Source organism: Sorangium sp. So ce281 (assembly GCF_051527395.1).
Lineage (GTDB): Bacteria > Myxococcota_A > Polyangia > Polyangiales > Polyangiaceae > Sorangium > Sorangium cellulosum_B.
This window is the reverse complement of the sequence record NZ_CP150322.1, coordinates 5,189,390-5,209,066: the sequence shown is the minus strand read 5'-3', so window position 1 is coordinate 5,209,066 and position 19,677 is coordinate 5,189,390. Positions and strand designations below refer to the sequence as shown.

Sequence of the window (19,677 nt, the reverse complement as noted above, 5' to 3'; positions counted from 1 at the left end):
CGACGGGCTCGCTAGCCTTGTCCGCCCTGATGCCCGTCCGGGATCTCCTGAGCCGTTCCCTCCCGATCGCCGCGCTGGCTGTCCCCCTCCTCGCGCGCTTCGCGAGCAGCAGCGCGCTGCCGTGCCCGGTCGCCGGTGCGCCGGCGGAGCCGACGGAGCTCGGCGCGGCCATCGAGCGGCAGCCGATCTGCGTCGGATCGACGGTCGCGAGCGCGGGCGAGCTCGGCGATGTCCTGTACTACCGCAGCTCGGTCGGAGAGCGCGGCGAGGTCTCCGTCGGTTATTACGCGTTCTTCTCGGAGGAACGGCCGTGGGGCAACAACTGGCTGACCTGGACCGTGCTGCCCGCGCTCGCGGTGGACCTCGTCTACACGCACGCGTTGCTCCTCGCTCCGGGAGTCCAGCGCGCCGTCTACGGCAAGGGCGATGTCGAGGGGTTCAGGATCGTCTACAGCGTCGGGGAGGGGGGGCGGCTCACCGCCAAGCACGGCGCAGCGGACCGCGGTGATCACGGCGAGGTGCGGCTCGAGCGCTCGGATCTGCTCTCGATCGATCCCGAGCGCCCCACCGTCTACTCGCGGTGGTGGAGCCACCAGCTCGGCGGGCGGGGCGCGGGGCCGGGCGATCTCGTCGATCACCGGTGCTTCGGCGCGGGCGCCATCCGGCCGCTGCCGCCGGACGTCGCGCTCGATTTCCGCCTGGATCGGCGCGCCGCGCCGGCCCGCGTGGTGCCTGCCGCCGCGCTGCTCGGGCAGCTCTCTGCCTCGCGGCGGGGCGAGCCCGTCGATGGCGAGAGCGATCAGGGCCTCGTCGCTCGCCGGCCGATCGTCGCGTTGTAGATGGCGAGGATGACGATGGCGCCCAGGATCGACGTGAAGAAGCCGCCGCTCGACTGATACGACGGATAGAGCCCCAGCGCCCGGCCGACGAAGCCGCCGAGCAAGGAGCCGGCCACGCCCAGCAGCGCTGTGATCACGAAGCCACCCGGGTCGCGGCCAGGGGTCAGCAGCTTGGCGATGACGCCGACGATGAGGCCAAACAGGATCCACAACAGCACGGACATGGTTCGCTCCTCTCGACACCGCGTGACGCCGAGGCCCGTCCTCCCGCGTCGATGTGGAGGCCAGCGTCCAGCGTTTCGTCCGGCTCAGCGTCTGCAGACGACGTGCCGCGCGCGGTGAGCTCCGTTCGCACCGCCGTGAAGCGGAGACCCGGTGGCCAGCGTGAACTGCGTCGCCATCGGGCGCGCTGCGCTGGGCATCGGCTGTACATCGGCGCGCAGCGGCGCGGGCGAGATCGAGGATCGCGGCGCGCTCGGCGCGCTCGGGGCGCGGGGTGAGCGCTTCGTTCGCACAGCGCGCGCCTCAGCCCTCGCCGTCGGTCTGCTTCTCGTCTTCTCGTCGTTCCTCGATCGCTCCGAGCTCGATCCGGGCGTCGCGTGGGCAGGCGCCGGCGCGTCGCCCGGGCCCGCTGGCCCGCCGTGTCCCGGTGCGTATCCGCTCCCGCAACGCGCGCACACGAGCGGCGCCGCGGACCCGGCGTGCGGCCCGGCTGGGGCGTTCACCGTGGCGGTCCCGCAGGGCGGGTGGGCTCCGGCTCCGGGGCGCGCGCCGGCCATGCGCGCCCCTCGGCGGCCGGGGGCGCCTCGCCGTCGCGCTCCGGCGATGGCGAGGTGAGCGTGGCGAGCGCGGCGCTCGCAGCGTTGAAGAGCAGGCACAGCGATCCGCCGAGCACCGTGGCAGCGACGGTGCCGATCACGACCGGAGCGAGGCGCCCGCGCCGGCGTCGGCGCAGCGCGACGAGGCTCCGCGATCCGCTGGATCGGTGCGCTCGAAGCAACAAGAGCGGCTCGAGCGCCGGAGTGCGCTGGGCGCTGGCCGGAGCGTGCGCGGGAGGCGCCACCTCGGCGGGCGGGGGGGCCGCGTCCACCGGCGGCGCGCCGTCCGGCGCCGGGGGTGAGGCCGCCTCGACGAGCGCAGCCGGGGGGCAAGGCGTGGAGCGATGGCCCACCCACGTCGGGGCGGACGAGTCGTCTCGCCGCGTGGCCGGCGGAGCGCAGGGCCGATCGGGGGGCGCGCTCTCCGGCAGAGACGGCGAGCGATAGCCCACCCATGTCGAGGCTCCCGCGGAGCGCGCCGCGGCGGCGTCCTCCGCGGAGGAGCTCCAGGGCGACGAGGACGCCGTCGCCGGGCGCGCGCCCTCCGAGGGGCGCGGAGAGCGGCTGGCCGCGGCGCGCTCGTCGGCGGCGGAGCGCGCCTGGCGAAGCGCGATGTACCCGAGCGCCTCGCGCAACGCGCGCGCGCTCTGCGGGCGATCATCTGGATTTTTGCGCAGGCACTGGAGGATCAGCGCCTCCAGATCCGGATCGAACGCCGGATGGATCGCGCTCGGTCGGGGCGGCGGGGACTCGACGTGCGCGGCGGCGAGCGCGACGGGCGTCGGGCGCTCGAAGGGGAGCCGCCCCGTCGCCATCTCGAAGAGCAGCACGCCGCACGCGTAGACGTCGCTCCGCGCATCGACGCGCTGCCCTGCGGCTTGCTCCGGGCTCATGTAGGCGGGGGTTCCGATGACGAGCCTGCCGCCGTCCTCGTCGGGCACGGGGAGCAGGGGCGAGCCGCCGAACGCGCCGGAGCGGTCGCCGTGGAGCAGCTTTGCCGTCCCGAAGTCGAGGAGCTTCACCTGCTCGAACGGCGCCCCGTCGTCGTCGATGCGGGGCACCAGGCGGATGTTCTCGGGCTTGACGTCGCGGTGGATGACGCCCGCGTCGTGCGCGTGCTGCAGCGCGGAGCACAGCTGGCGCATGATCGAGGCGATGCGCTCCGGGGGCAGGATCGGCGCGGCGTTCAGGAGGTCGATGAGGTCCTCGCCGTCGAGGTGCTCGGTGACCAGGTACCAGAGGCTGGGCGGGGCCGCCTCGTGTCCGTCGGCGCTCGCGCCGAGCGCGCCGTGCAGGCTCACCGGCTCGCAGCCGAAGTCGAGGACGCGCACGATGTTCGGGTGATCGAGCCGGCTCGCCGCCAGCGCTTCGACATGGAACCTCAGCACCGCGTCTCCGGCGCGGGCGCCGCCGGAGCGCGACCTCTCGTCGGAGCACGACCTCTCGCTCACGCCGCTCGATCCTCGGTGGCCGGCGCCCTCTCCGCGCGGCGACGCCGCGACGCGCGTCGTGCAGAGGCGGTGGCTCGCTCTGCCGCCCGCGCGCGGCGCGGCGACGCGCTCGTGGATGACCTTCACCGCGCACGCGCGCCCGAGCCCGAGGTGCCGCGCGCGGTAGACCCGCCCCATCGCGCCGGCGCCGATCATCTGCTCGACGAGGTACCGCCCCCCGAGGAGGCGTCCCCTGAGGAATCGCTCCGAGGACGGGAGTCCCGCGTCGAGGGGCGCGGAGGCGCGGAGGCAATCCATGGCGCGTTCCACGCAGCAGAATGGGTGCCATCGCGCTGTGCGGACGGTTCACAGCGGCCGCGAGACGGCGCGTCGGGCGCGGCCGCGCCGCGGGCGCCCTGCGCCGGCGCTCGCGGCGCGGCTCCGAGCGGCCCGCACGCCGCGCGCATCTCGCCCGGGAAAACCCCGTCTACGCCCGGGCAGCGGCGCCGCGAGGGCTGATTTGTTCCGTTGTCGACGGCGTGTGATAGCGTGGCGCGCGAGGAGGCCTGAGTGCTCTTGAGACGATGCGTTCCGTTCGCTGCGGCGCTGTTCCTGCTGCTCCCGACAGGCGAGGCGCTTGCGCAGTCGGACCAGGACAGAGCCGCGGCCCGGTCGCTGGCCACGCAGGGCGCCGAAGCGTTCACGTCCGGCCGCTTCGAGGAGGCGATCGATCTGTTGGGTCGCGCCGAGGCGCTCGTGCACGCTCCGACACACCTCCTGCTGATCGCGCGCGCGCAGGTGCGCCTCGGTCGGCTCGTCGCCGCGAAGGAGACCTACCTGAGGATCGTCCGCGAGGAGCTCCCGCCCACCGCGCCGTCTCCCTTCAAGAGGGCGCAGCAGGACGCGAGGGAGGAGCTCGCCGCGATCGAGCCCAGGATCGCGTCGCTGCGCATCGCGCTGGAGGGCGCCGCCGGCAGGAAGATCGGCGTGAAGCTGGACGGCCAGCCGGTCGCGGACGCGCTGCTCGGCGTGCATCGCCCGATCGATCCGGGGAATCACGTGGTCACCGTGGTTCCGCCGGGCCTCGCGCCGATCGAGCAGGGGCTCACCGTCGGCGACGGGGAGCGGAAGGAGCTGAAGATCCCGGTCCCGGAAGGCCCGGCCGTGGTCCCCCCGCCGGGAGGCTCGGTCGAAGGGCAGGGCACCTGGGGCGGCGGGCAGACCGAGGTCCCCCCTGTCGCCCCGCCTGGCACCCCGGAGCGAAAGACGAACGCGGCGATGCTGGGCGGAGGCATCGCGGCCACGGCGCTCGGGCTCGGCGGTGTCGTGGTGGGCTCGGTGTTCCTGGCCAAGAGCAGCGGGACGCAGAAAGAAGCGAACGACCTCAGCGCCGCGCGTGGGTGCGAATCGCAGAGCAGCGCCGGCGCGGAGTGCGGCCCGGCGATCCAGGCCCAGATCAAATCGCTCGACGCCGATGCTGCGTCACAGCAGACGATCGGCGCGGCCGGCCTCATCGGGGGCGGCGTGCTGCTCGCCGGCGGCGTGACGCTGCTCGTACTGGAGCTGACGTCCAAGCCGGAGCCCTCGAGCTCCGCCTGGATCGCCCCCTACGTAACGCCGACCGGGCTCGGGGTGCGCGGCGCGTTCTGAGCGGCAGGCTCCGCGTGACGCGCGCGGCCTGATGCCGCCCCCAGACGAGCCCCGAGCGCCCTGCGTGGCGCCGGCGTCAGTAGCCGAAGTCGCCCGGCACCCCCGGCTTTTGCGGCTTCTGGGGCGACGTGCTCGGCTTCGTCGACGGCGGCTTCGTCTGCGGCGGCTTCGTGACGGGCAACGGCTTCGTCTGCGGAGGCTGCGGGGGCGGCTTCACCTGGGCCGAGGAGGCCGTCGGCGCCGCGACGGGCTCGGCGGTGACGAGCGGAGCAGGCGCTGCGGCCGTGGCGCTCGCGGTGACGATCGGCTCGGACGGCGGGGCGGCCGGCGGGGCGGTCGGCGGCGCGGGCGGAGGGGGCGAGGGCGACGGGATGGCCGTCGCGCTGAGCGCGCTCGGATCCGCGGTCGCCGCGCCCGTCGTCCCGCTGTGTCCGAAGGCGAGCCAGACGGCGACGCCCGCGCCGAACAAGCTGGCCGCCCCGGCGATCGCGGCGAGGAGCGGCATCCTGGACGGCGGGCGCGTCGAGCGGCCCGTGACCCCTGACGAGGCGCCCCACGAGTTCGCGGTCAGCTGCGGCGTCTGGCCCATGCCGGGCACGGCCGGCGCATTCTGGCCACCCCACGGCGGCTCGGCGCGGGTGGGCGGCGGGGTGGCCGTCTCGGGCTGGGACGGCAGCGACAGCCGGGGGAAGGACGTCCGCCCCGTGGTCAGCAAGGCCAGGCTGGGCCGCGCTGCGGCCCAGGCGAGGAGCGCGTTCTTGAACTCCGCGCAGCTCTGGAAGCGGCCCCCCGGCTCGCGCGCCATCGCCTTCTGGATGATCCCGGAGAACTCGGCGTCGAGGTCGGGCACGAGCTGCTGGGGCAGGGGGGCCGGCTCGAGCACGATCTTGAAGAGCAGCTCGTTGAAGGTCGCCGCGTCGAACGGCACCTGACCGGTCGTCGCCTGAAAGAGCAGAACGCCCATGGCGTAGATGTCGGTCCGCTGATCCACGGGGCTCGAGCCGCGCGCCTGCTCGGGCGACATGTAGTACGGCGTCCCGACCACCGCGCCCGTGCGCGTCATGCTCATCTCCGCGCCGGCGAGCGGCGAGAACTTCGAGACGCCGAAATCGAGCACCTTCACGAAGTTGCTGAGGCCGGCCTTCGACGGGACGACGAAGATGTTGTCGGGCTTCAGATCGCGGTGGATGATCCCCGCGGCGTGCGCGGCGCCGAGCGCCTCGAGCACCTGCACCATGATCGGCACGGTGATCTCGGGCCCGAGCCGCCCCATCCGCTCGATCTTGGCCCCGAGGGTCTCTCCCTCGAGGTACTCCATGACCATGTACCGCGTGCCGTCCGGCAGCACGCCGAGGTCGAGCACCTCGCAGATGTGATCGGAGCCGATGCGCGCCGCGGCCTGGGCCTCGCGCTCGAAGCGCGCGACGGACTCGGCCTGGCTCGAGATGTTCGCGTGCAGCAGCTTGATGGCGACGCGGCGCCGGATGCGCAAGTTCTCGCCTTCGAAGACCGCGCCCATGCCCCCCTGGCCGAGCAGCCGGACGATCCGGTACTTGCCGTCGATGATCTCGCCGACCAACGGATTCATGACAGCGTTCCCGGTCCGGAGAAGCAAATCACGCCGCCAGGCTAGCACGGTCGCCCGAGGCCGGCCTACGCCCTCGCAGGGCGACGACGGGCGTCGCCCTCACCCGCCGCCGTGCGGCGTGGACGCCCCACACGAGGGAGGAGCGATGGCGTGGCGCGCGGCCGCCTGAGCGCCTGAGCGCCTGAGCGCCTGACAACGAACGAACACCCCGCTCCCGCGATCCCCGGGCCGGCGCAGGGGATCTTCGTGATAATGTCGCCCACGTATGCCGGTTTACGAGCTGTCCGTCGATGGTGCGCTGGTTCGCGAGGCGGAGAAGATCGTCTCCCTCGAGGGCCGCGCGTTCCCGACGCTCGTCATGCGCTGGGAATCGCGCCTCTTCGACCAACCTTGGCTCACGACGCTGGTGCTCGATTACGTGATCGCGTTACCGCCGCTCATCGTCGGGCAGGCGACGTTCAACGAGGTCAGGATTGCCGCCTTCACCGGGGGCGCCGGAACGAAGTTCATGTACTTCGGCACCGAGATGAGCGCGAGCGTGCCTCGCATCGCGCCCGAGATGGAGAACACGATCGCCCCGACCCCGCTCTACCAGGAGTTCCGCCTGGACGAGCAGACTTGCCCGATCCCCTATCTGAAGCTGATCCAGGTCAGTCCGCGCATCTACGGTGAAGGGCTCCAGAACTACTACTCGCCGCCGATCAAGGTCGAGCGCTACGACGGGGTGGCCTCGCCGGAGCACATCGCGGACTTCTTCCCGAAGGTCGTCGCGAACCTCGATCCGGTGAAGGGGACGGCGCTGGTCGATCCCGCGCAGGGCTTCTGGACGGGCGCGCGCTTCCTCGGCGCGACGTCCATCGCCATCCTCCGACAGGGCCGCGTGGTCGGGCTGCACCGCCGCACCGGAAAGACCGACAAGGACCCGATCCCGCCCGAGGTGAAGCGGCGCGATCCCCGGCTCGACGTGCGCGCCGACTGGGTCGCCGTGGACGTCGGCGCGGCGTCGACGGTCGTCGCCGTCCGGGGCGAGCGCGGGGGCGCCGAGTTCGTCCGGATCGGCGCCGACGCGCCGCTCCGGGTGTCCGCCGACAACGAGAACCCGAGCGAGGTGGCGTTCGAGGCGCTGGCCCGGACGACGAAGGCCTGGCGCGATCGGGTGATCCTGCCCATGACGCGCTGGGGCGACGTGCTCGTCGGGCACGCAGCGCGCGACATGCGCGTCCGGCCGGGCGCCGACGTCCACGAGCGCGCCGCGGCCTCGCTGCCGGCCCTCCCGCTCCTGCGCGAGCGGACCGAGCGCGGCGAGCCGTTCCGCCTCCGGGGCAGGAGCGACCCCGACACGACGGAGGCGCTGAAGAAGCCGGCGCCGCCCATCATCGACGAGGAAGGGATCGGCGCGCACGACCCGTTCGATCCGCTGGAGCTCTACGCCTACTACGTCGGCCTGCACCTGAACCAGCGCTCGCGGGGGCTCTCCGTGCGCTACGCGATCACGATGCCGACGGGCTGGTCGCGCGAGCGCCGCGAGAGCGTGCTCGTCGCCTTCCGCCGCGGCATGTTCCGGAGCCTGCCGGCGGGCCTCTGCGAGTACCACGACCTCGACGGCCTGCAGGTCGTCGACGGGGGGCCGTCCGCGATCGCCTATGCGGTCCAGGCGTTCCGGATGTTCGGGATCCAGCCGCGGGAGGGCGGCGTCCCGTTCTGCGTCATCGACGCCGGGGCCAGCGAGGCGGGGCTCGCCTTCGGCATCCTGCGGAGCGCCAAGGGGCACGAGACCGCGCAGGGGCTGGAGCGGATGGTCGAGTACCTCGAGCCCACGGCGATCCCCTGGCTCGGGGGCGAGCGGCTCCTCCACCGGATCGCCTACAGGGTGTACTCAGCCAGCCAGGCCGCGATGCGCGATCGCAGGATCCCCTTCGAGCGCCCGCCCGAGGAGGAGCCGCTCGACGGCGCGGAAGATCTGCTCGTTCCGTCCCCTGACGGGCGCGCCAATGCGTGGGCGCTCAAGGAGCTGCTGCGGCCTCTCCTCGAGGGGGGGCCGAGCGCGACCGTCGCGGAGCAGCTCTCGCTGGTCGGGCTCGACGGGGCGCCGGTCGTCGTGCCGCTCTCGATCGATCGCGGCGCGCTGGGCGGGGCGATCGACGCGTGGTTCCGGGACGGGGTCGAGGTGGTGCGCCGGCACCTCGAGGGCGCGGTGGCGAAGATCGGGCGGGAGCCGGATCCTTACCAGGGGCTCCGGATCCTGCTCGGCGGGCGCCTCGGGATGAACCAGCGCTTCGCGGAGCTGCTCGCCGGCGTGCTGCCGGCGGGCGTGCAGGTGCACCGCTTCAAGGAGCCGGACAAGGCCAACCTGGGCGCGCCCACCGTGAAGATGGCGGCCGCGCTCGGCGCGCTGTCGCTCCGGTTCGATCGGATCGGGGCCACGCTCCGCGCGGAGAAGCGCGACGCGTTCCGCTACCGCGTCGGGCGCGCCCGCCACGGGCAGCTCGCCGACGTCCTGGATCCGTCCGTCGACTACGACGTCTGGCGGGAGGTCGGCGCTTGCTTGAAGCCCGAGGTCGAGCTCCTGTTCATGGCCGCCGACGACGAGGGGGAGGTCGCGGCGGACGATCCGCGCGTGCGCCGCGCGGTCTGCGCGCTCGGGCGCGGCGCCGTCGGACAGCGGCTCTATGTCCGGGCCGTCGGGCCGGCCCGCGCGGAGGTCAGCGTGGGGCCGCCCGGCGGTGAGCCGGCCTCCGGCGCCGTCTGCTGGACGGTCCACCTCGAGAGCGGCGCCGCAGAGAAGACCGGCGGCTGAGCGCATGGGGGCTCCGCGGCTTCACGTGCCACACGACGATCTCGATCCCGAGGGAGAGGTCCACGCCGGTGCAGCGCCGGGCGGCCCGGCCGAGGTCCATCAGGCCGAGGCCCGGCTGGCCGCGCACCTCGCGACGACGAGCGCGCTGTGCGAGGCGGCCTCGCTCGCGGAGGCCGCTCCGCGCGTGCTCGCCGCGCTGATCGAGCACCTCGGCTGGGACGTCGCCGCGCTCTGGCTCGCGGAGCCGGAGCCGAGCGCCGCGGGCGACGCGCCGCGGTCCGCGGCGAGAGCGAGCGCGCTCCGCTGCGTCGAGGCCCGGTCGGCGGCGCACGTCGATCGCGAGGCGCTCGCGGAGGTGCTCCGCCAGGGGCCGACCCTCGCCGCCGAGTCCGATCTCGTCGGCGAGGCCTTCCGGCGCGGCGCGCCGGTGTTCCGCGCCAGCGCGGGCGGGGTCGTCGACGTCGGCGAGCATGCCGCGCCCGCGCCGGGCTGGGAGCGCGCGGCGTGCGCCGTCCCGATCCCGTGCGGCCCCCGCGTCGCCGGGGTGATCGAGCTGAGGAGCCGCGCCCCGCACGGCGGCGACGAGCAGCTGCTCCGCGTCCTTGCGTCCGTGGGCAGCCAGATCGGGCAGAGCATCGAGCGGTGGCGCGCCGAGCGGGAGAGCGCGCGCGCCGCGGGCGAGCTCCGCGCGCTGTTTCACGCCATCCCCGATCTCTGCTTCCGCCTCGACGCCGAGCTGCAGATCGTCGACTACAACCAGCCGCGGCTCTCCGAGCTCCACGTCGCGGCGGAGGCGCTGCCGGGCAAGCGCATGACCGAGGTGCTCCCCCCGGAGCTCGGGCAGCGGCTCGAGCGCGCGAGCCAGGAGGCTCACGCGGCGGGCGCCGTGGTCGCGCTCGAGCACGCCGTCGCGAGCGCCGACGGAGAGCGGCACGTCGAGGCGCGGGTGATGCCGTTCCTCGAGGGGCACGTCCTTGTCCTCGTCCGCGACATCACCGAGCGGCGGCGCACCGAGGAGGCGCTCCGGCAGCGCGAGGAGCGCTCGCGCGAGTCGCAGAAGATGGAGGCGCTCGGCCGGCTGGCCGGCGGCATCGCGCACGACTTCAACAACATGCTCATGGTGATGCTCGGCTACGGCGAGCTCCTCGTTCGCCGCCTCGGGCCCGACAGCGCGCTGCGGCGCGACGCCCTCCAGGTCACGAAGGCCGGGGAGCGCGCCGCGGCGCTCACGCGGCAGCTCCTCGCGATGAGCCGCCGCAAGGCGCTGCAGCGCGAGGTGCTCGACATCAACGCGGTGGTGCTCGACCTGCAGACGATGCTGCAGCGCCTCATCGGCGAGGACATCGACCTGCAGACGAACGTCGGCCGGGATCTCGGCTCGATCAAGGTCGACAAGAGCCAGCTGGAGCAGGTCGTCCTGAACCTCGTCGTGAACGCGCGCGACGCGATGCCGAGGGGCGGCAAGCTCGTCGTCGAGACCTCCCTGGGCGAGCCTGGCGAGAGCCCAGCGGCGAGGTCCTTCGCGCCAGCGGAGCGCGACGAGGACGACGCGCCCGCCGCTGGAGGCCCCCCCTACGTCGTGCTCTCGGTGACCGACAGCGGCAACGGGATGGATCACGACACGCTCTCGCACCTGTTCGAGCCGTTCTTCACGACGAAGGCGCGAGGCAAGGGCACGGGGCTGGGCCTCGCCACGGTGTACGGGATCGTGAGCCAGAGCGGCGGGCTCATCGAGGTCGAAAGCGAGCTCGGGCGCGGCACGACGTTCCGCGTCTACCTCCCGCGCGTCGAGGAGCGCGCCGAGGTGGCGCCAGCTCGCGCGCGGCCGTCGCCCGCGGGCGGCGACGAGACGGTGCTCGTCGTCGAGGACGACGACGCCGTCCGCAAGCTCATCGTCGATGTGCTCGAGCGGCGCGGCTACGGCGTGCTCTCGGCCGCGAGCGGCGAGGAAGCGCTGGCGATGCTCGCGCGGGAGGGGGAAGGCGCGGTGGACCTCCTGCTCACCGACCTCGTGATGCCGGGCATGAACGGTCGCGAGCTCGCCGAGCGCGCCGTCGCGATCCACCCGCGCGCCCGCGTGCTGTACATCTCCGGCTACGCCGAGGACGTCCTCGCGGGCGCCGAGCCCGATCGCGAGCTCGCGCTGTTGCAGAAGCCGTTCACCCCCGAGACCCTCGCGCAGCGCCTGCGCGACCTGCTCGAGCGCCGCTAGCGGCGCGCGCCCTTCCGGGCGCGGCGAGGGCCGATGCTCACCGCCCGCCGCGGGCGAGGGCGTCGCTCTCGGGCGCCGGATCGGCGATCCCGAGCGGCGCCGACGCCCGACGGCGTCGCAGGTAGAAGAAGTCGCGCTGCGCCGGCTCCGCGACGTACTCCTCGGGCTTGAACTGCACGTCCGGGATCAGCGCCGAGCTGGCGCGCGGACCCGCGCCGTCCGCGCCGCGACCGTACAGGAGGAAGCGCGGGTAGGCGTGGTTGACGTCGAGCTCCGCCACGTCGTGCGCGCCCGCGGCCTTCATCCCGCGGGCGAGGCTGCGGGCCGTGACGGCCTCGCCGAGCCCGTAGAAGAGCAGCTTGCCCGTCGCGTCGACGCCGAGCGCCGAGCGCCGGATCACCGTCTCGCCGCTCACCGTCGCGCCCCAGTCCCGGTTCGAGTCGTACAGCGCGCTGTGGAGCTCGCCCTGCTCGACCAGGCACGGCGGCGTCTGCCGGTACGCGGCCATGCGCGCCTCGCCGTCGCGCAGCTCGGGCCAGGTGCGGATCCGCACCGCGCCGCTGCGGTAGAGCGCGATCGTGCACGCCCTGTCGCGCGGCGGAAGGAACGTGTCGCCGTCGAGCATCATCCCGTAGTGGCCGTGCATCGCCTTGAAGCCCCCGTTGAAGGCGGCGACGAGCTCCGCGGCGTGGCCTCCTGGCACGAGGCCAGGGCGCCGCTCTGCCGGGATGTCCGGCGAGAACGGCTCCTTCGTGCCCGCGACCAGACGGAGGTCGACGCGCCCGAGATCGATCGCCACCACCGCGATGGCCGCGAACACGCGCTTCGGGTCGGGGTGCACGGCGCTCTTCCAGAGCACCTGCGCCTCGCCGGGCCGGGCGGCGCTGTCGGCGATCGGCGTCCAGACGCCGTCTCCCGTGGCCGCGACCTCGGGGAAGGGCGGCTGGAACGAGGCGGGCGACGTGACCGCCTCGGCCTCCGGGCCCTCGGCGCTCTTCATGGCCTCCGCGGCGGCGGCGGGCGGGGGCTCCCAGAACGTCTTCGGGGCCGCGTCGCGGTAGATGGTCCGGTTCAGCCGATCGGCGACGCCGTAGGCCACGTCCTCGGCCCACGCGACAGGCGCAGGACCGACAACGGCGCGCACGCCGTCGGCGAGGGCCGGGCCGAAGCCGCGGACCTCGTGGATGCCGTACCAGAGCGCCTCGACGGCGATCGCGCAGATCGCCACGCAACGCAGCGCGCGCTCGGGCAAGCGAGCGCGGGATCGCCGCCTGCGCAGGGACCCGCTCGCAGAGGGGGGCGAAGGGTTGTCCAAGGCGATACCGAGGCTACCCGATCGCGCGGGCAGCCCCAAGTTTCGGGCTTCGAGCGAGCGCGGCGGTGCTCGTTACGGCTGCCCGTGCGCCATCGTCCGAGGGCCGTCCTTGAACAGGATCTCGATCTTGCCCCGATCGATGACCTTCGCGACCACGCCGTCGCCGAACTTGCTGTGGTGGATCAGCTCGCCCTCGCCGAAGGTCAGCGTGACGCGGTACGGCTTGAACGCCCCGGACGGCTGCCCGGCGATGGCGCGCTCCCACGCGAGCGTCTGATCGCGCTCGGCGCGCTGCGCGGCCGTGAGGCGCTCCGAGCCGCCGCCGCGCGGCGAGCTCGACGCCGCCCGCGGCTCGCTGCTGCTCCGAGCGGAGGCGCGCGCCGCCGCGCGGTTCTCCCGCTCGCTCTTCGGCTGGCGGTAGAGGTGGTGCGACATGCATGTCTTGCACTCGACCTTCTTCACCACGTCGCCGACCATCGCGATGATCCGATGGGTAAGATCGAGGCGGCACTTGGTGCACCAGGCGTCGACTTCGCCGCCCGTCCTAAGCTTTTTCGTCGTCACTTCTCCTCACGGCGCCGGTCTCGCCCGGTCTCTTTGCTTCGGTCTTTGACGTTCACCTGAGCGGTGACCTCCGGCTTCGGCAACCCGGTCCTCGGCTCGTCCTGGCCGTCGTCTCTCTTGGCCGCTTCGTTGGGAATGAAGCGGATCTCGGTCTTGATCTCGAAGGAGAGCTTCGTCAGCACCTTCGTGATCTCGTCCGCGAACTGGGTGTGCTCGAGCACATCCCGGATTTCCTTCGCGACGACCCGGTACAGACCGTTCTTGGTCTCGTCGATCTGGGTATAGAGGTAATGGAGGACCTCTTTGGGCAGCTTGAGGTCGCCCACGAAGTGTCGAAGGTTCTCGGGCCCCTCGCTGAGCTTGTCGATGCCGCTCTCGACGGCCCGCTCGACCACGCGCTTGAAGATCTCCGGGATAGCGCGCTCGAAGAGGCGTTTCTTCTCGCCTTCGCCTTCCACCTTGTCCCCTTCGTCCTCGCGGAGCGGCTCGGTGTCGTCGGCCATGGCTCGGGCTCCCCTAGCGGGACGGGGCGGCCACGTCAATGCAGGGGTGCGTGCAGGGTGCCGGCGTCGCGCCATGGTCCATGGATCTGCCGGATTTTGATGACGATGGGGAGCCTTTCGCGCGCGTCCGGCAGGCGGGAGAGCTCTGCCTTCGATCTCTCGGCAGCGGACACTGCAGTGACCCGGGCGGAAACCGTGGCGCCCGCGATGTCCGTGGATCGGGTGATGGTCGAGGCGGCGACAGCTCAGGGCTCCTCGTAGGCGTCCGTCTCGTTGTTCATTGGGTACGTCTCGTCCTCTCCCGCTTCCGTGCCGGCATCGCCCTGGCGCGTTCGTTTGTAGGATTTCAGCATCCAGACCTCCGCTGCGAACCGGCCACTGCCGCGGCGGGCGCTGATCTCCACGGTGGCGTTGTCGTCCTCGAGCGGGCAGAAGGGCCGATCCGGCTGGACGATCGGCCATGCGTCCTCGGTGCCGTCGCTCGCGATCATCGCCCCGCGGCTGCTCCGCACGGCGACGTCCAGGTTGAGGACCCCCGGTCCGCCGACGGCGAACACCCGGTAACACGCGCCCCGGACCGCCTGCAGCTTCTCCGTGACGATCGCGCCGCCTTCGGCCACCTGCCCTTCGATCGGCTTCGGCGAGATCCGGCGCATGCCGTTCTCCGGGCCGCAGAGCAGCGACAGGCGCGTTACGTCCTTCAGCGGATCGCCGCTGATCCTGAAGTTCCCGTAGCAGCGTACCCAGGGACCGCCGACGCGCACCGGGAGGACCGGCAGGTCGAGATCCGTGCGCGCTCCGGCGTCGCCCTCGCCCTGTCCCGCGTCGGCGTCCGCGAGCTCGTCGGTCCCGATCGTCGCGGCCGGGTGCGGCGGCGCTGCCGAGAGCACGACCGCGGGGCCTGGCTTGCCCTCCCAGGGGCGCGGCTCGTCGCGGCACCCAGGCGCGACGAGCCCGAGGAGCAGCGCGGCGCAGAGGCGCGCTGCCCGAGGGAGCAGCCGGGGTGGGCAGGGGCGCCGGGACGACACCGCGGTCGGCTCTTGCGCTAGAGTCCCGCGCGATGGAAGCGTTTTCTGAGCACCGCGAGCGGCAGCCGCGCGACCTCGGCGATCCGCGCGGCCTCGGCGATCCGCGTCGACAGCGCAGAGGCAGGGCCTTTCGCGCGTGAGCACGACGTCCCGGCCGCCCGCGCGCAAGCGCGCGGGCGCAGACCAGCGACCCGCGCGCAGCCGCGCGAGCGCGGGCGAGGATGATCAGGCGCGGCAGCGCTCCCCGCGCCGCCGCGCCTCGTCCGGCGAGCAGCGCTCCCCGCGCCGCCGCGCCTCGTCCGGCGAGCAGGGTGCCCCTCCGCCCGCAGCGCCGGACCCGGGCGAGCGCGACCGGGAGATCGCGGCCGCCCTCGAGGCCTGGTTCGGCCGCGTCGCGCGCGACCTGCCGTGGCGGAGGACGCGCGACCCCTACGCGATCTGGCTGAGCGAGGTGATGCTCCAGCAGACCCGCGTCGAGACGGTGATCCCGTACTACGAGCGCTTCCTCGCCCGCTACCCGACGGTCTTCGCCCTGGCCTCCGCCGAGATCGACGACGTGCTCTCGCTCTGGAGCGGCCTCGGTTACTACCGCCGCGCCCGCGTGCTCCACCTCGCCGCGCGCGAGGTCACCTCGCGCCACGACGGCGCGCTCCCCCGCGACGTCTCCGCGCTGCTCGCCCTGCCCGGCGTCGGCGCGTACACCGCGGGCGCGATCGCGAGCATCGCGTACGATCAGCCGGTGCCGCTCGTCGACGGCAACGTCGCCCGGGTGCTCTCCCGCATCGAGGGCATCGACGACGACATCCGCAGCGCCTCGGGAACGCGCAAGCTCTGGTCCACGGCCGAACGCCTCGTGCGGGGCTCGGCGGACAGCGTCCATCCCGGACGCTTCAACCAGGCCTTGATGGAGCTCGGCGCCACCGTGTGCACGCCCCGGAATCCCCGCTGCGACGCCTGCCCCGTCGACGGCGCGTGCGTCGCGCGCGCCGCGGGGCGGCAGGCGGAGCTGCCGGTGATCGCCCCGAAGCGCGACGTCCCGGCGGTCGCGATGGTCGCCGCGGTGGTGCGGTCAGGCGATCGCGTGCTCTTCGTCCGGCGCGCCGAGGGAGGTCTCTTCGGCGGGCTCTGGGAGCCGCCCATGGTCGAGGCGCGCTCGCTCGCGGACGCCCGCGCGCTGCTGGAGCTGGTGGGCGTCACACGTGACGCGGCGCTCCGCGAGGTCGGCCGCGTGCGCCACATCCTCACGCACCGGCGCCTCGACGTGACGGTGGCGCGCGCCGAGGTGGCGGCCCCCTGGCGCTTCCGGGCAAAGCTTGCCTCCCCCTACGAGAAGGCGGCGTGGCTCGATCCGGGCGCGCTGGATATCGGCGTTTCCAAGCTCGCGCGAAAGGTCCTGTCCGCGGCATCGGCGCCGGACGCCGGAACGGCGCGAAGGCCGCGATGACCGCGCGCGGGCGGGCTGAACGCCTGCGCGCCTCGGCCGTCGTAGAGGCCGGAGACGGCTCGAAATCGCGGTGTCGCGGCGCTCCGGGCGCGCCGCGCTCCGCCGCGGGCGGGGAGCGGCGCCGCTTGCGGCTGAGCCGCAGCGACGCAGCGGCGCGGGCCAGGGCGAACGCCATATGTCGCCGTGGAACGCCGCGGCTTCCGGCGCTGCTGCGCCAACGTCGTGGCATGGAAGGCGCTTGGTGATGTGACGGGCAGGCCCTCTAGCCTCGCGGCGCCGGCGGTGGCCGGAGCTCGATTCAAGCCTGGGAGCTCAAGCGACATGGATGCGCGACGACGGACCACAGAGACGCTGCCCACGGCGAGCGCACCTGTGCGATCCATGACGGTGATGGCGGACGACGGAGCGCTGTACGTGCTGCCGCTGTGCGAGCGGATCGTGCTCGATGTGCTGGCCTACGAGGACGAAGGCCTGCTGGCCTTCATCCGCATCGACGGCGAGGTGGTGGCGGAGCTGCCCGTGCTCGGTCAGGCGTGACCGGGCCAGGCCTCGTCGCGCGCCGTGCGCCACGGCGCGCCGCGACCTCGCGCCGTCGCGCGCGGCGCGCGCTGCCTTTCAGCCCGCGTGCCGCCGCATCCGCTGGGTCACCGGTTGCTCGTCCTCTCCTTCGGCGTCCGGTTCCACGGACTCGACGTCCTCGTCTTCCAGGAGATAGGGCAGATCGCCGTCGTCGTCGTCGTGCGACATCACGACGTCGCTGACGTCCTGGCCCCTCGTCGCGCCTTCCAGGAACTCCGCCCCGAGGTCGCTCGCCAGATCGGCGGCGGCGTCGGCGGCGTCGGGGTTCACCTCGAACTCGGTGCTGCCGGCGTCGTTCGGGTGGTGGTGGTAGCCGCGGACCTCGTCGTCGAGCGTCGGGATCACGTCGCTGATCTCGCTGCGCGGGTTCACCTTGCCCCGCAGCGGCGGCGCCGCCGCGGCGTCGAGCATGTCGACGAACGGGTCGTCCAGCTCGCTCGTGCCGCCCCACGTCGCGGCTTCATGGGCCGGCTTGCGCGGCCTTCCCGGTTCGCTGCGATCTTCTCCTTCTCGACGCCGCGTCGCGCTGGCGCGCGGCGCGCGCAGCGCCGACGGCTGTGCGGCGGTGCCTTGCCTGCCTCGGGTGCTTGAATTGCTCACGGTGGTCTCACCATGCAGGGTCCGGTCCGCAGGTGAAGCGGGCGGATGCGCAGCGGTGGCGAGCGCCGTGCCGGGGCGCGCGGCGCCGTCGCCGGGCGGCGATGCCGCGGAGAGGCTCGCGCGGCGCGCGGCCGGGACGCAATTGAGCGTGCCAGCGGGCGCTGCCTCGGGGTAGAAAGCTCGTGGCCATGCTGGAACTCCGGACCGGGCTCGCGCTGGTGGCGGTTCTGCTCGGGGCATCCTCGGGGCGCGCTGCTGCGGCCCAGCCTGCCGCGGACCGCGGCGCCGAGGGGGCCGCTGCGTCGCCGTCCGGCGAGGAGCGCGACGGCGCCGAGCTCGATGCGTACCGCGCGCTCGCGCGGCCGCCGGGGACGGCGGGGCGGGTCGTGTCGACCGTCGCGATGGGGAAGGGGATCCGGTTCAACAACCCCTACCGCCTGCAGACGCAGCTCGGCGAGACGGCGGAGTCGCTCTCGCTCACCGCGGGGTACCTCGATCTCGGGGTCGCGCTCGCGCTGGGGCCGGCCGACGGCGTTCAGCACGGCGGGGCGCTGCGCTTCTCGGTCGCCGTCGGCGGCGTCCCGCAGGAGTCGCTCACGCCGAGCTACTTCGTCGCTTACCGCGGCCTCTCGCGCGTGCTCGGGTACGGGCGGCTCGGGGCGGCGATCCTGATCGAGCCCGACGTGAACGTCGGAGGCGAGCTCGCCCTGGGGCTCGGGTATTCCCTGCTCGCGGGCGTCGCGCTCTCGGGCGAGATCGTCGGGGATCTCTTCTATGGCGCCGCGACGTACGACGCGGCGTACACCGTCTACCCCGTCGTCTCGGCGCAGCTCGGGCTCATGATCGATCACGAGCTCTTGCCATGAGCTTGCCGGAGCGCGAGCGTCGGGGCGGGCGCCCCCGGGCGAAGGAGATCGCCGGCGTGGCGGCGCTGCTGCTCTTCGTGGGCATCGCGCCGGTGGTCGGCGACATCGGCAGCTGCGGGCAGGCGCCGGAGGAGCTCGACCCGTACAAGTTCTTCGCCCTGAAGGCGCAGATCGACTGCGCCCGGTGCGACGAGTGCGGCCTGCGCACGCGCGCCTGCGACGCCGCCTGCGGCTTCGAGGCCGCGCCGGAGCTCCCGGCCGGCTGCTATCCGCTGGTCCACGACGGCGAGGTGTGCCTGCACAAGCTCAAGTTCGCGAGCTGCGACGAGTACCGCGGCCACATGGCCGACGAAGGCGCGTCGACCCCGACGGAGTGCAATTTTTGCCCACTGGAAGAGGCGCCATGAGCGGGCGTGGCGCAGTCGCTTCCCGCCGACGCCTTGCGACTTCCGCTCGGAACTTCTCGTTCGCGGCGCTCGTCGCGGTCCTGTCCGGGTGCGCCTCGAAGCCGGCGCTCCTGGCGAGCTATGACGACTACGCGGCGTACCGGGCGACGCGCGTGTCGAGGACCCTCGAGGGGCGGCTCTCGGCGGCGTCGGCCTACCTGGAGCGCCATCCGCGCGGGGCCTTCGCCGGCGAGGTGCGCGCGTACCTCGCGCGGGCCGAGCCGATCTATTACGCGGCGAAGCGCAGGACGGCCGCGGGCCTCACCGCGTACCTCGCGACGCTGCCCAGGGGCGCGTTCCGCGATGAGGCGACCCACCGGCTGCGCGAGCTCGTCCGCGAGCGCAGCGCCGGCGACGTCCTCTCGCGCGCCGCTCAGGCGACGGAGGCGCAGCTCGCGACGCAGCGCGCGGATCGCGCGCGGGTCGGCGAGGAGGTCACCGCGTGGCTGCGCCGGTTCCTGGGCAGGGGGGCCTGGGGGCGGCCCCTCGCAGAGGCGCCGGCGGAGGTGATCGTCCCGTTCAGCCTGGCGCTTCCGCCCCCCCGGTGCGCGCCCGCCGACGAGCGCGCGGGCCCGGGCGCGGCGGTCTGCGCGAAGCGGATCCCGCTCTGGTTCGTCGTGACGGCCGAGGGCGAGAGCGCGCCCCGTCAGGCGGAGATCGAGGTCGCCGTCCTCGAGGACGCGGCGGGCCGCCCGATCGAGGTCGCGATCGGCGGGCCCGCGCTCTTCACGCGCCTCGAGGAGGCGCGCTCGGCGCGCGAGGTCGCCCCGGACGACGCGATGGGCCGCATCGGAGGCATCGCCCTGGCGGTCGAGCTCGCGCGCAGCGCCTTCGCGGCGCGCGTCTCGGGCGATCCGTCGTGCGGCCGCCAGGCGGTGGCGCCCGTCGTGCTCCACCTCGAGTGCGAAGGCGCCCGCCTCGTGGCGCGCGCCGGGATCGAGGCCGGCGAGGACGACGTCGTGACGCTCACCGTCGCCCCGCCGGCGCGCTAGCGCTGG

The 19,677-nt window shown here is 73.7% G+C and carries 17 protein-coding genes; 9 read left to right on the top strand and 8 right to left on the bottom strand.

The features are described 5' to 3' along the window. Positions 1 to 17 precede the first annotated feature (17 nt). Entirely contained in the window at positions 18 to 839 is an 822-nt protein-coding gene (locus WMF27_RS19735; protein ID WP_437767343.1) for a hypothetical protein, read from the top strand. Here WMF27_RS19735 and WMF27_RS19730 read toward each other — a convergent pair. Further along, positions 800 to 1,063 (bottom strand): GlsB/YeaQ/YmgE family stress response membrane protein, encoded by a 264-nt coding sequence (locus tag WMF27_RS19730; protein ID WP_437300957.1) that lies wholly within the window; start codon positions 1,061 to 1,063, stop codon positions 800 to 802. The genes WMF27_RS19735 and WMF27_RS19730 overlap by 40 nt on opposite strands. A 497-nt stretch (positions 1,064 to 1,560) precedes the next feature. Continuing rightward, positions 1,561 to 3,405 carry a protein kinase domain-containing protein gene (locus WMF27_RS19725; protein WP_437767344.1) on the bottom strand — a complete coding sequence of 615 codons (1,845 nt, stop codon included), beginning with the start codon at positions 3,403 to 3,405 and terminating at the stop codon, positions 1,561 to 1,563. A 252-nt stretch (positions 3,406 to 3,657) separates the two neighbouring features. On the opposite strand from WMF27_RS19725, the gene WMF27_RS19720 reads away from it, so the two are divergent. Next, positions 3,658 to 4,737 (top strand): tetratricopeptide repeat protein, encoded by a 1,080-nt coding sequence (locus tag WMF27_RS19720; RefSeq protein ID WP_437767345.1) that lies wholly within the window; start codon positions 3,658 to 3,660, stop codon positions 4,735 to 4,737. A 76-nt stretch (positions 4,738 to 4,813) separates the two neighbouring features. On the opposite strand, the gene WMF27_RS19715 is transcribed toward WMF27_RS19720, so the two are convergent. Then, positions 4,814 to 6,325: a serine/threonine protein kinase gene (locus tag WMF27_RS19715; protein ID WP_437767346.1), complete on the bottom strand. Its 1,512-nt coding sequence runs from the start codon at positions 6,323 to 6,325 to the stop codon at positions 4,814 to 4,816. A 265-nt stretch (positions 6,326 to 6,590) separates the two neighbouring features. Between WMF27_RS19715 and WMF27_RS19710 the strand changes: the two genes are divergently transcribed. Beyond that, positions 6,591 to 9,122 (top strand): hypothetical protein, encoded by a 2,532-nt coding sequence (locus tag WMF27_RS19710; RefSeq protein WP_437767347.1) that lies wholly within the window; start codon positions 6,591 to 6,593, stop codon positions 9,120 to 9,122. A 25-nt stretch (positions 9,123 to 9,147) separates the two neighbouring features. Next, positions 9,148 to 11,334: an ATP-binding protein gene (locus tag WMF27_RS19705; protein ID WP_437767348.1), complete on the top strand. Its 2,187-nt coding sequence runs from the start codon at positions 9,148 to 9,150 to the stop codon at positions 11,332 to 11,334. A 37-nt stretch (positions 11,335 to 11,371) separates the two neighbouring features. Here WMF27_RS19705 and WMF27_RS19700 read toward each other — a convergent pair whose 3' ends face one another. The 4 genes from WMF27_RS19700 to WMF27_RS19685 form a co-directional block, all read right to left on the bottom strand. Further along, positions 11,372 to 12,562: a phosphodiester glycosidase family protein gene (locus tag WMF27_RS19700; RefSeq protein WP_437767349.1), complete on the bottom strand. Its 1,191-nt coding sequence runs from the start codon at positions 12,560 to 12,562 to the stop codon at positions 11,372 to 11,374. Positions 12,563 to 12,721: 159 nt separating this feature from the next. Beyond that, positions 12,722 to 13,213, bottom strand: coding sequence for a hypothetical protein (locus WMF27_RS19695; protein ID WP_437767350.1), 492 nt, complete (start codon positions 13,211 to 13,213; stop codon positions 12,722 to 12,724). Beyond that, a complete protein-coding gene (locus WMF27_RS19690; protein WP_437767351.1) occupies positions 13,210 to 13,716 on the bottom strand; it encodes a hypothetical protein in 507 nt (168 codons plus the stop codon). The genes WMF27_RS19695 and WMF27_RS19690 overlap by 4 nt, the downstream gene beginning before the upstream one ends. 245 nt (positions 13,717 to 13,961) lie before the next feature. After that, complete coding sequence (locus WMF27_RS19685) at positions 13,962 to 14,744, bottom strand: hypothetical protein (RefSeq protein WP_437767352.1); 783 nt, start codon at positions 14,742 to 14,744, stop codon at positions 13,962 to 13,964. 136 nt (positions 14,745 to 14,880) lie between these two features. Here WMF27_RS19685 and mutY point away from each other — a divergent pair, with 136 nt between their 5' ends. Both mutY and WMF27_RS19675 read left to right on the top strand, forming a co-directional pair. Further along, on the top strand, positions 14,881 to 16,188 hold the full coding sequence (mutY, locus tag WMF27_RS19680; RefSeq protein WP_437944386.1) for an A/G-specific adenine glycosylase: 1,308 nt from the start codon (positions 14,881 to 14,883) through the stop codon (positions 16,186 to 16,188). Positions 16,189 to 16,569: 381 nt separating this feature from the next. Then, positions 16,570 to 16,725 (top strand): hypothetical protein, encoded by a 156-nt coding sequence (locus WMF27_RS19675; protein WP_020736650.1) that lies wholly within the window; start codon positions 16,570 to 16,572, stop codon positions 16,723 to 16,725. Between the two features lie 78 nt (positions 16,726 to 16,803). On the opposite strand, the gene WMF27_RS19670 is transcribed toward WMF27_RS19675, so the two are convergent. Beyond that, entirely contained in the window at positions 16,804 to 17,367 is a 564-nt protein-coding gene (locus WMF27_RS19670) for a hypothetical protein (RefSeq protein ID WP_437944385.1), read from the bottom strand. A gap of 188 nt (positions 17,368 to 17,555) precedes the next feature. Between WMF27_RS19670 and WMF27_RS19665 the strand changes: the two genes are divergently transcribed. Genes WMF27_RS19665 through WMF27_RS19655 form a run of 3 tightly spaced genes read left to right on the top strand, consistent with a single transcriptional unit; the run spans position 17,556 to position 19,671 of the window. Then, a complete protein-coding gene (locus WMF27_RS19665) occupies positions 17,556 to 18,233 on the top strand; it encodes a hypothetical protein (RefSeq protein ID WP_437767355.1) in 678 nt (225 codons plus the stop codon). After that, entirely contained in the window at positions 18,230 to 18,640 is a 411-nt protein-coding gene (locus WMF27_RS19660) for a hypothetical protein (protein ID WP_437944384.1), read from the top strand. Before WMF27_RS19665 ends, WMF27_RS19660 begins: the two co-directional genes overlap by 4 nt. Next, positions 18,637 to 19,671 carry a hypothetical protein gene (locus WMF27_RS19655; protein WP_437944383.1) on the top strand — a complete coding sequence of 345 codons (1,035 nt, stop codon included), beginning with the start codon at positions 18,637 to 18,639 and terminating at the stop codon, positions 19,669 to 19,671. Before WMF27_RS19660 ends, WMF27_RS19655 begins: the two co-directional genes overlap by 4 nt. Positions 19,672 to 19,677: the final 6 nt, after the last annotated feature.

Bases quoted from the DNA above. Each gene is read 5' to 3' on its own strand.
- WMF27_RS19665 (WP_437767355.1), top strand. From the start codon at position 17,556: ATGCTGGAACTCCGGACCGGGCTCGCGCTGGTGGCGGTTCTGCTCGGG.
- WMF27_RS19655 (WP_437944383.1), top strand. From the start codon at position 18,637: ATGAGCGGGCGTGGCGCAGTCGCTTCCCGCCGACGCCTTGCGACTTCC.
- WMF27_RS19660 (WP_437944384.1), top strand. From the start codon at position 18,230: ATGAGCTTGCCGGAGCGCGAGCGTCGGGGCGGGCGCCCCCGGGCGAAG.
- WMF27_RS19690 (WP_437767351.1), bottom strand. From the start codon at position 13,716: ATGGCCGACGACACCGAGCCGCTCCGCGAGGACGAAGGGGACAAGGTG.
- WMF27_RS19725 (WP_437767344.1), bottom strand. From the start codon at position 3,405: ATGGATTGCCTCCGCGCCTCCGCGCCCCTCGACGCGGGACTCCCGTCC.
- WMF27_RS19715 (WP_437767346.1), bottom strand. From the start codon at position 6,325: ATGAATCCGTTGGTCGGCGAGATCATCGACGGCAAGTACCGGATCGTC.
- WMF27_RS19710 (WP_437767347.1), top strand. From the start codon at position 6,591: ATGCCGGTTTACGAGCTGTCCGTCGATGGTGCGCTGGTTCGCGAGGCG.
- WMF27_RS19675 (WP_020736650.1), top strand. From the start codon at position 16,570: ATGACGGTGATGGCGGACGACGGAGCGCTGTACGTGCTGCCGCTGTGC.
- WMF27_RS19730 (WP_437300957.1), bottom strand. From the start codon at position 1,063: ATGTCCGTGCTGTTGTGGATCCTGTTTGGCCTCATCGTCGGCGTCATC.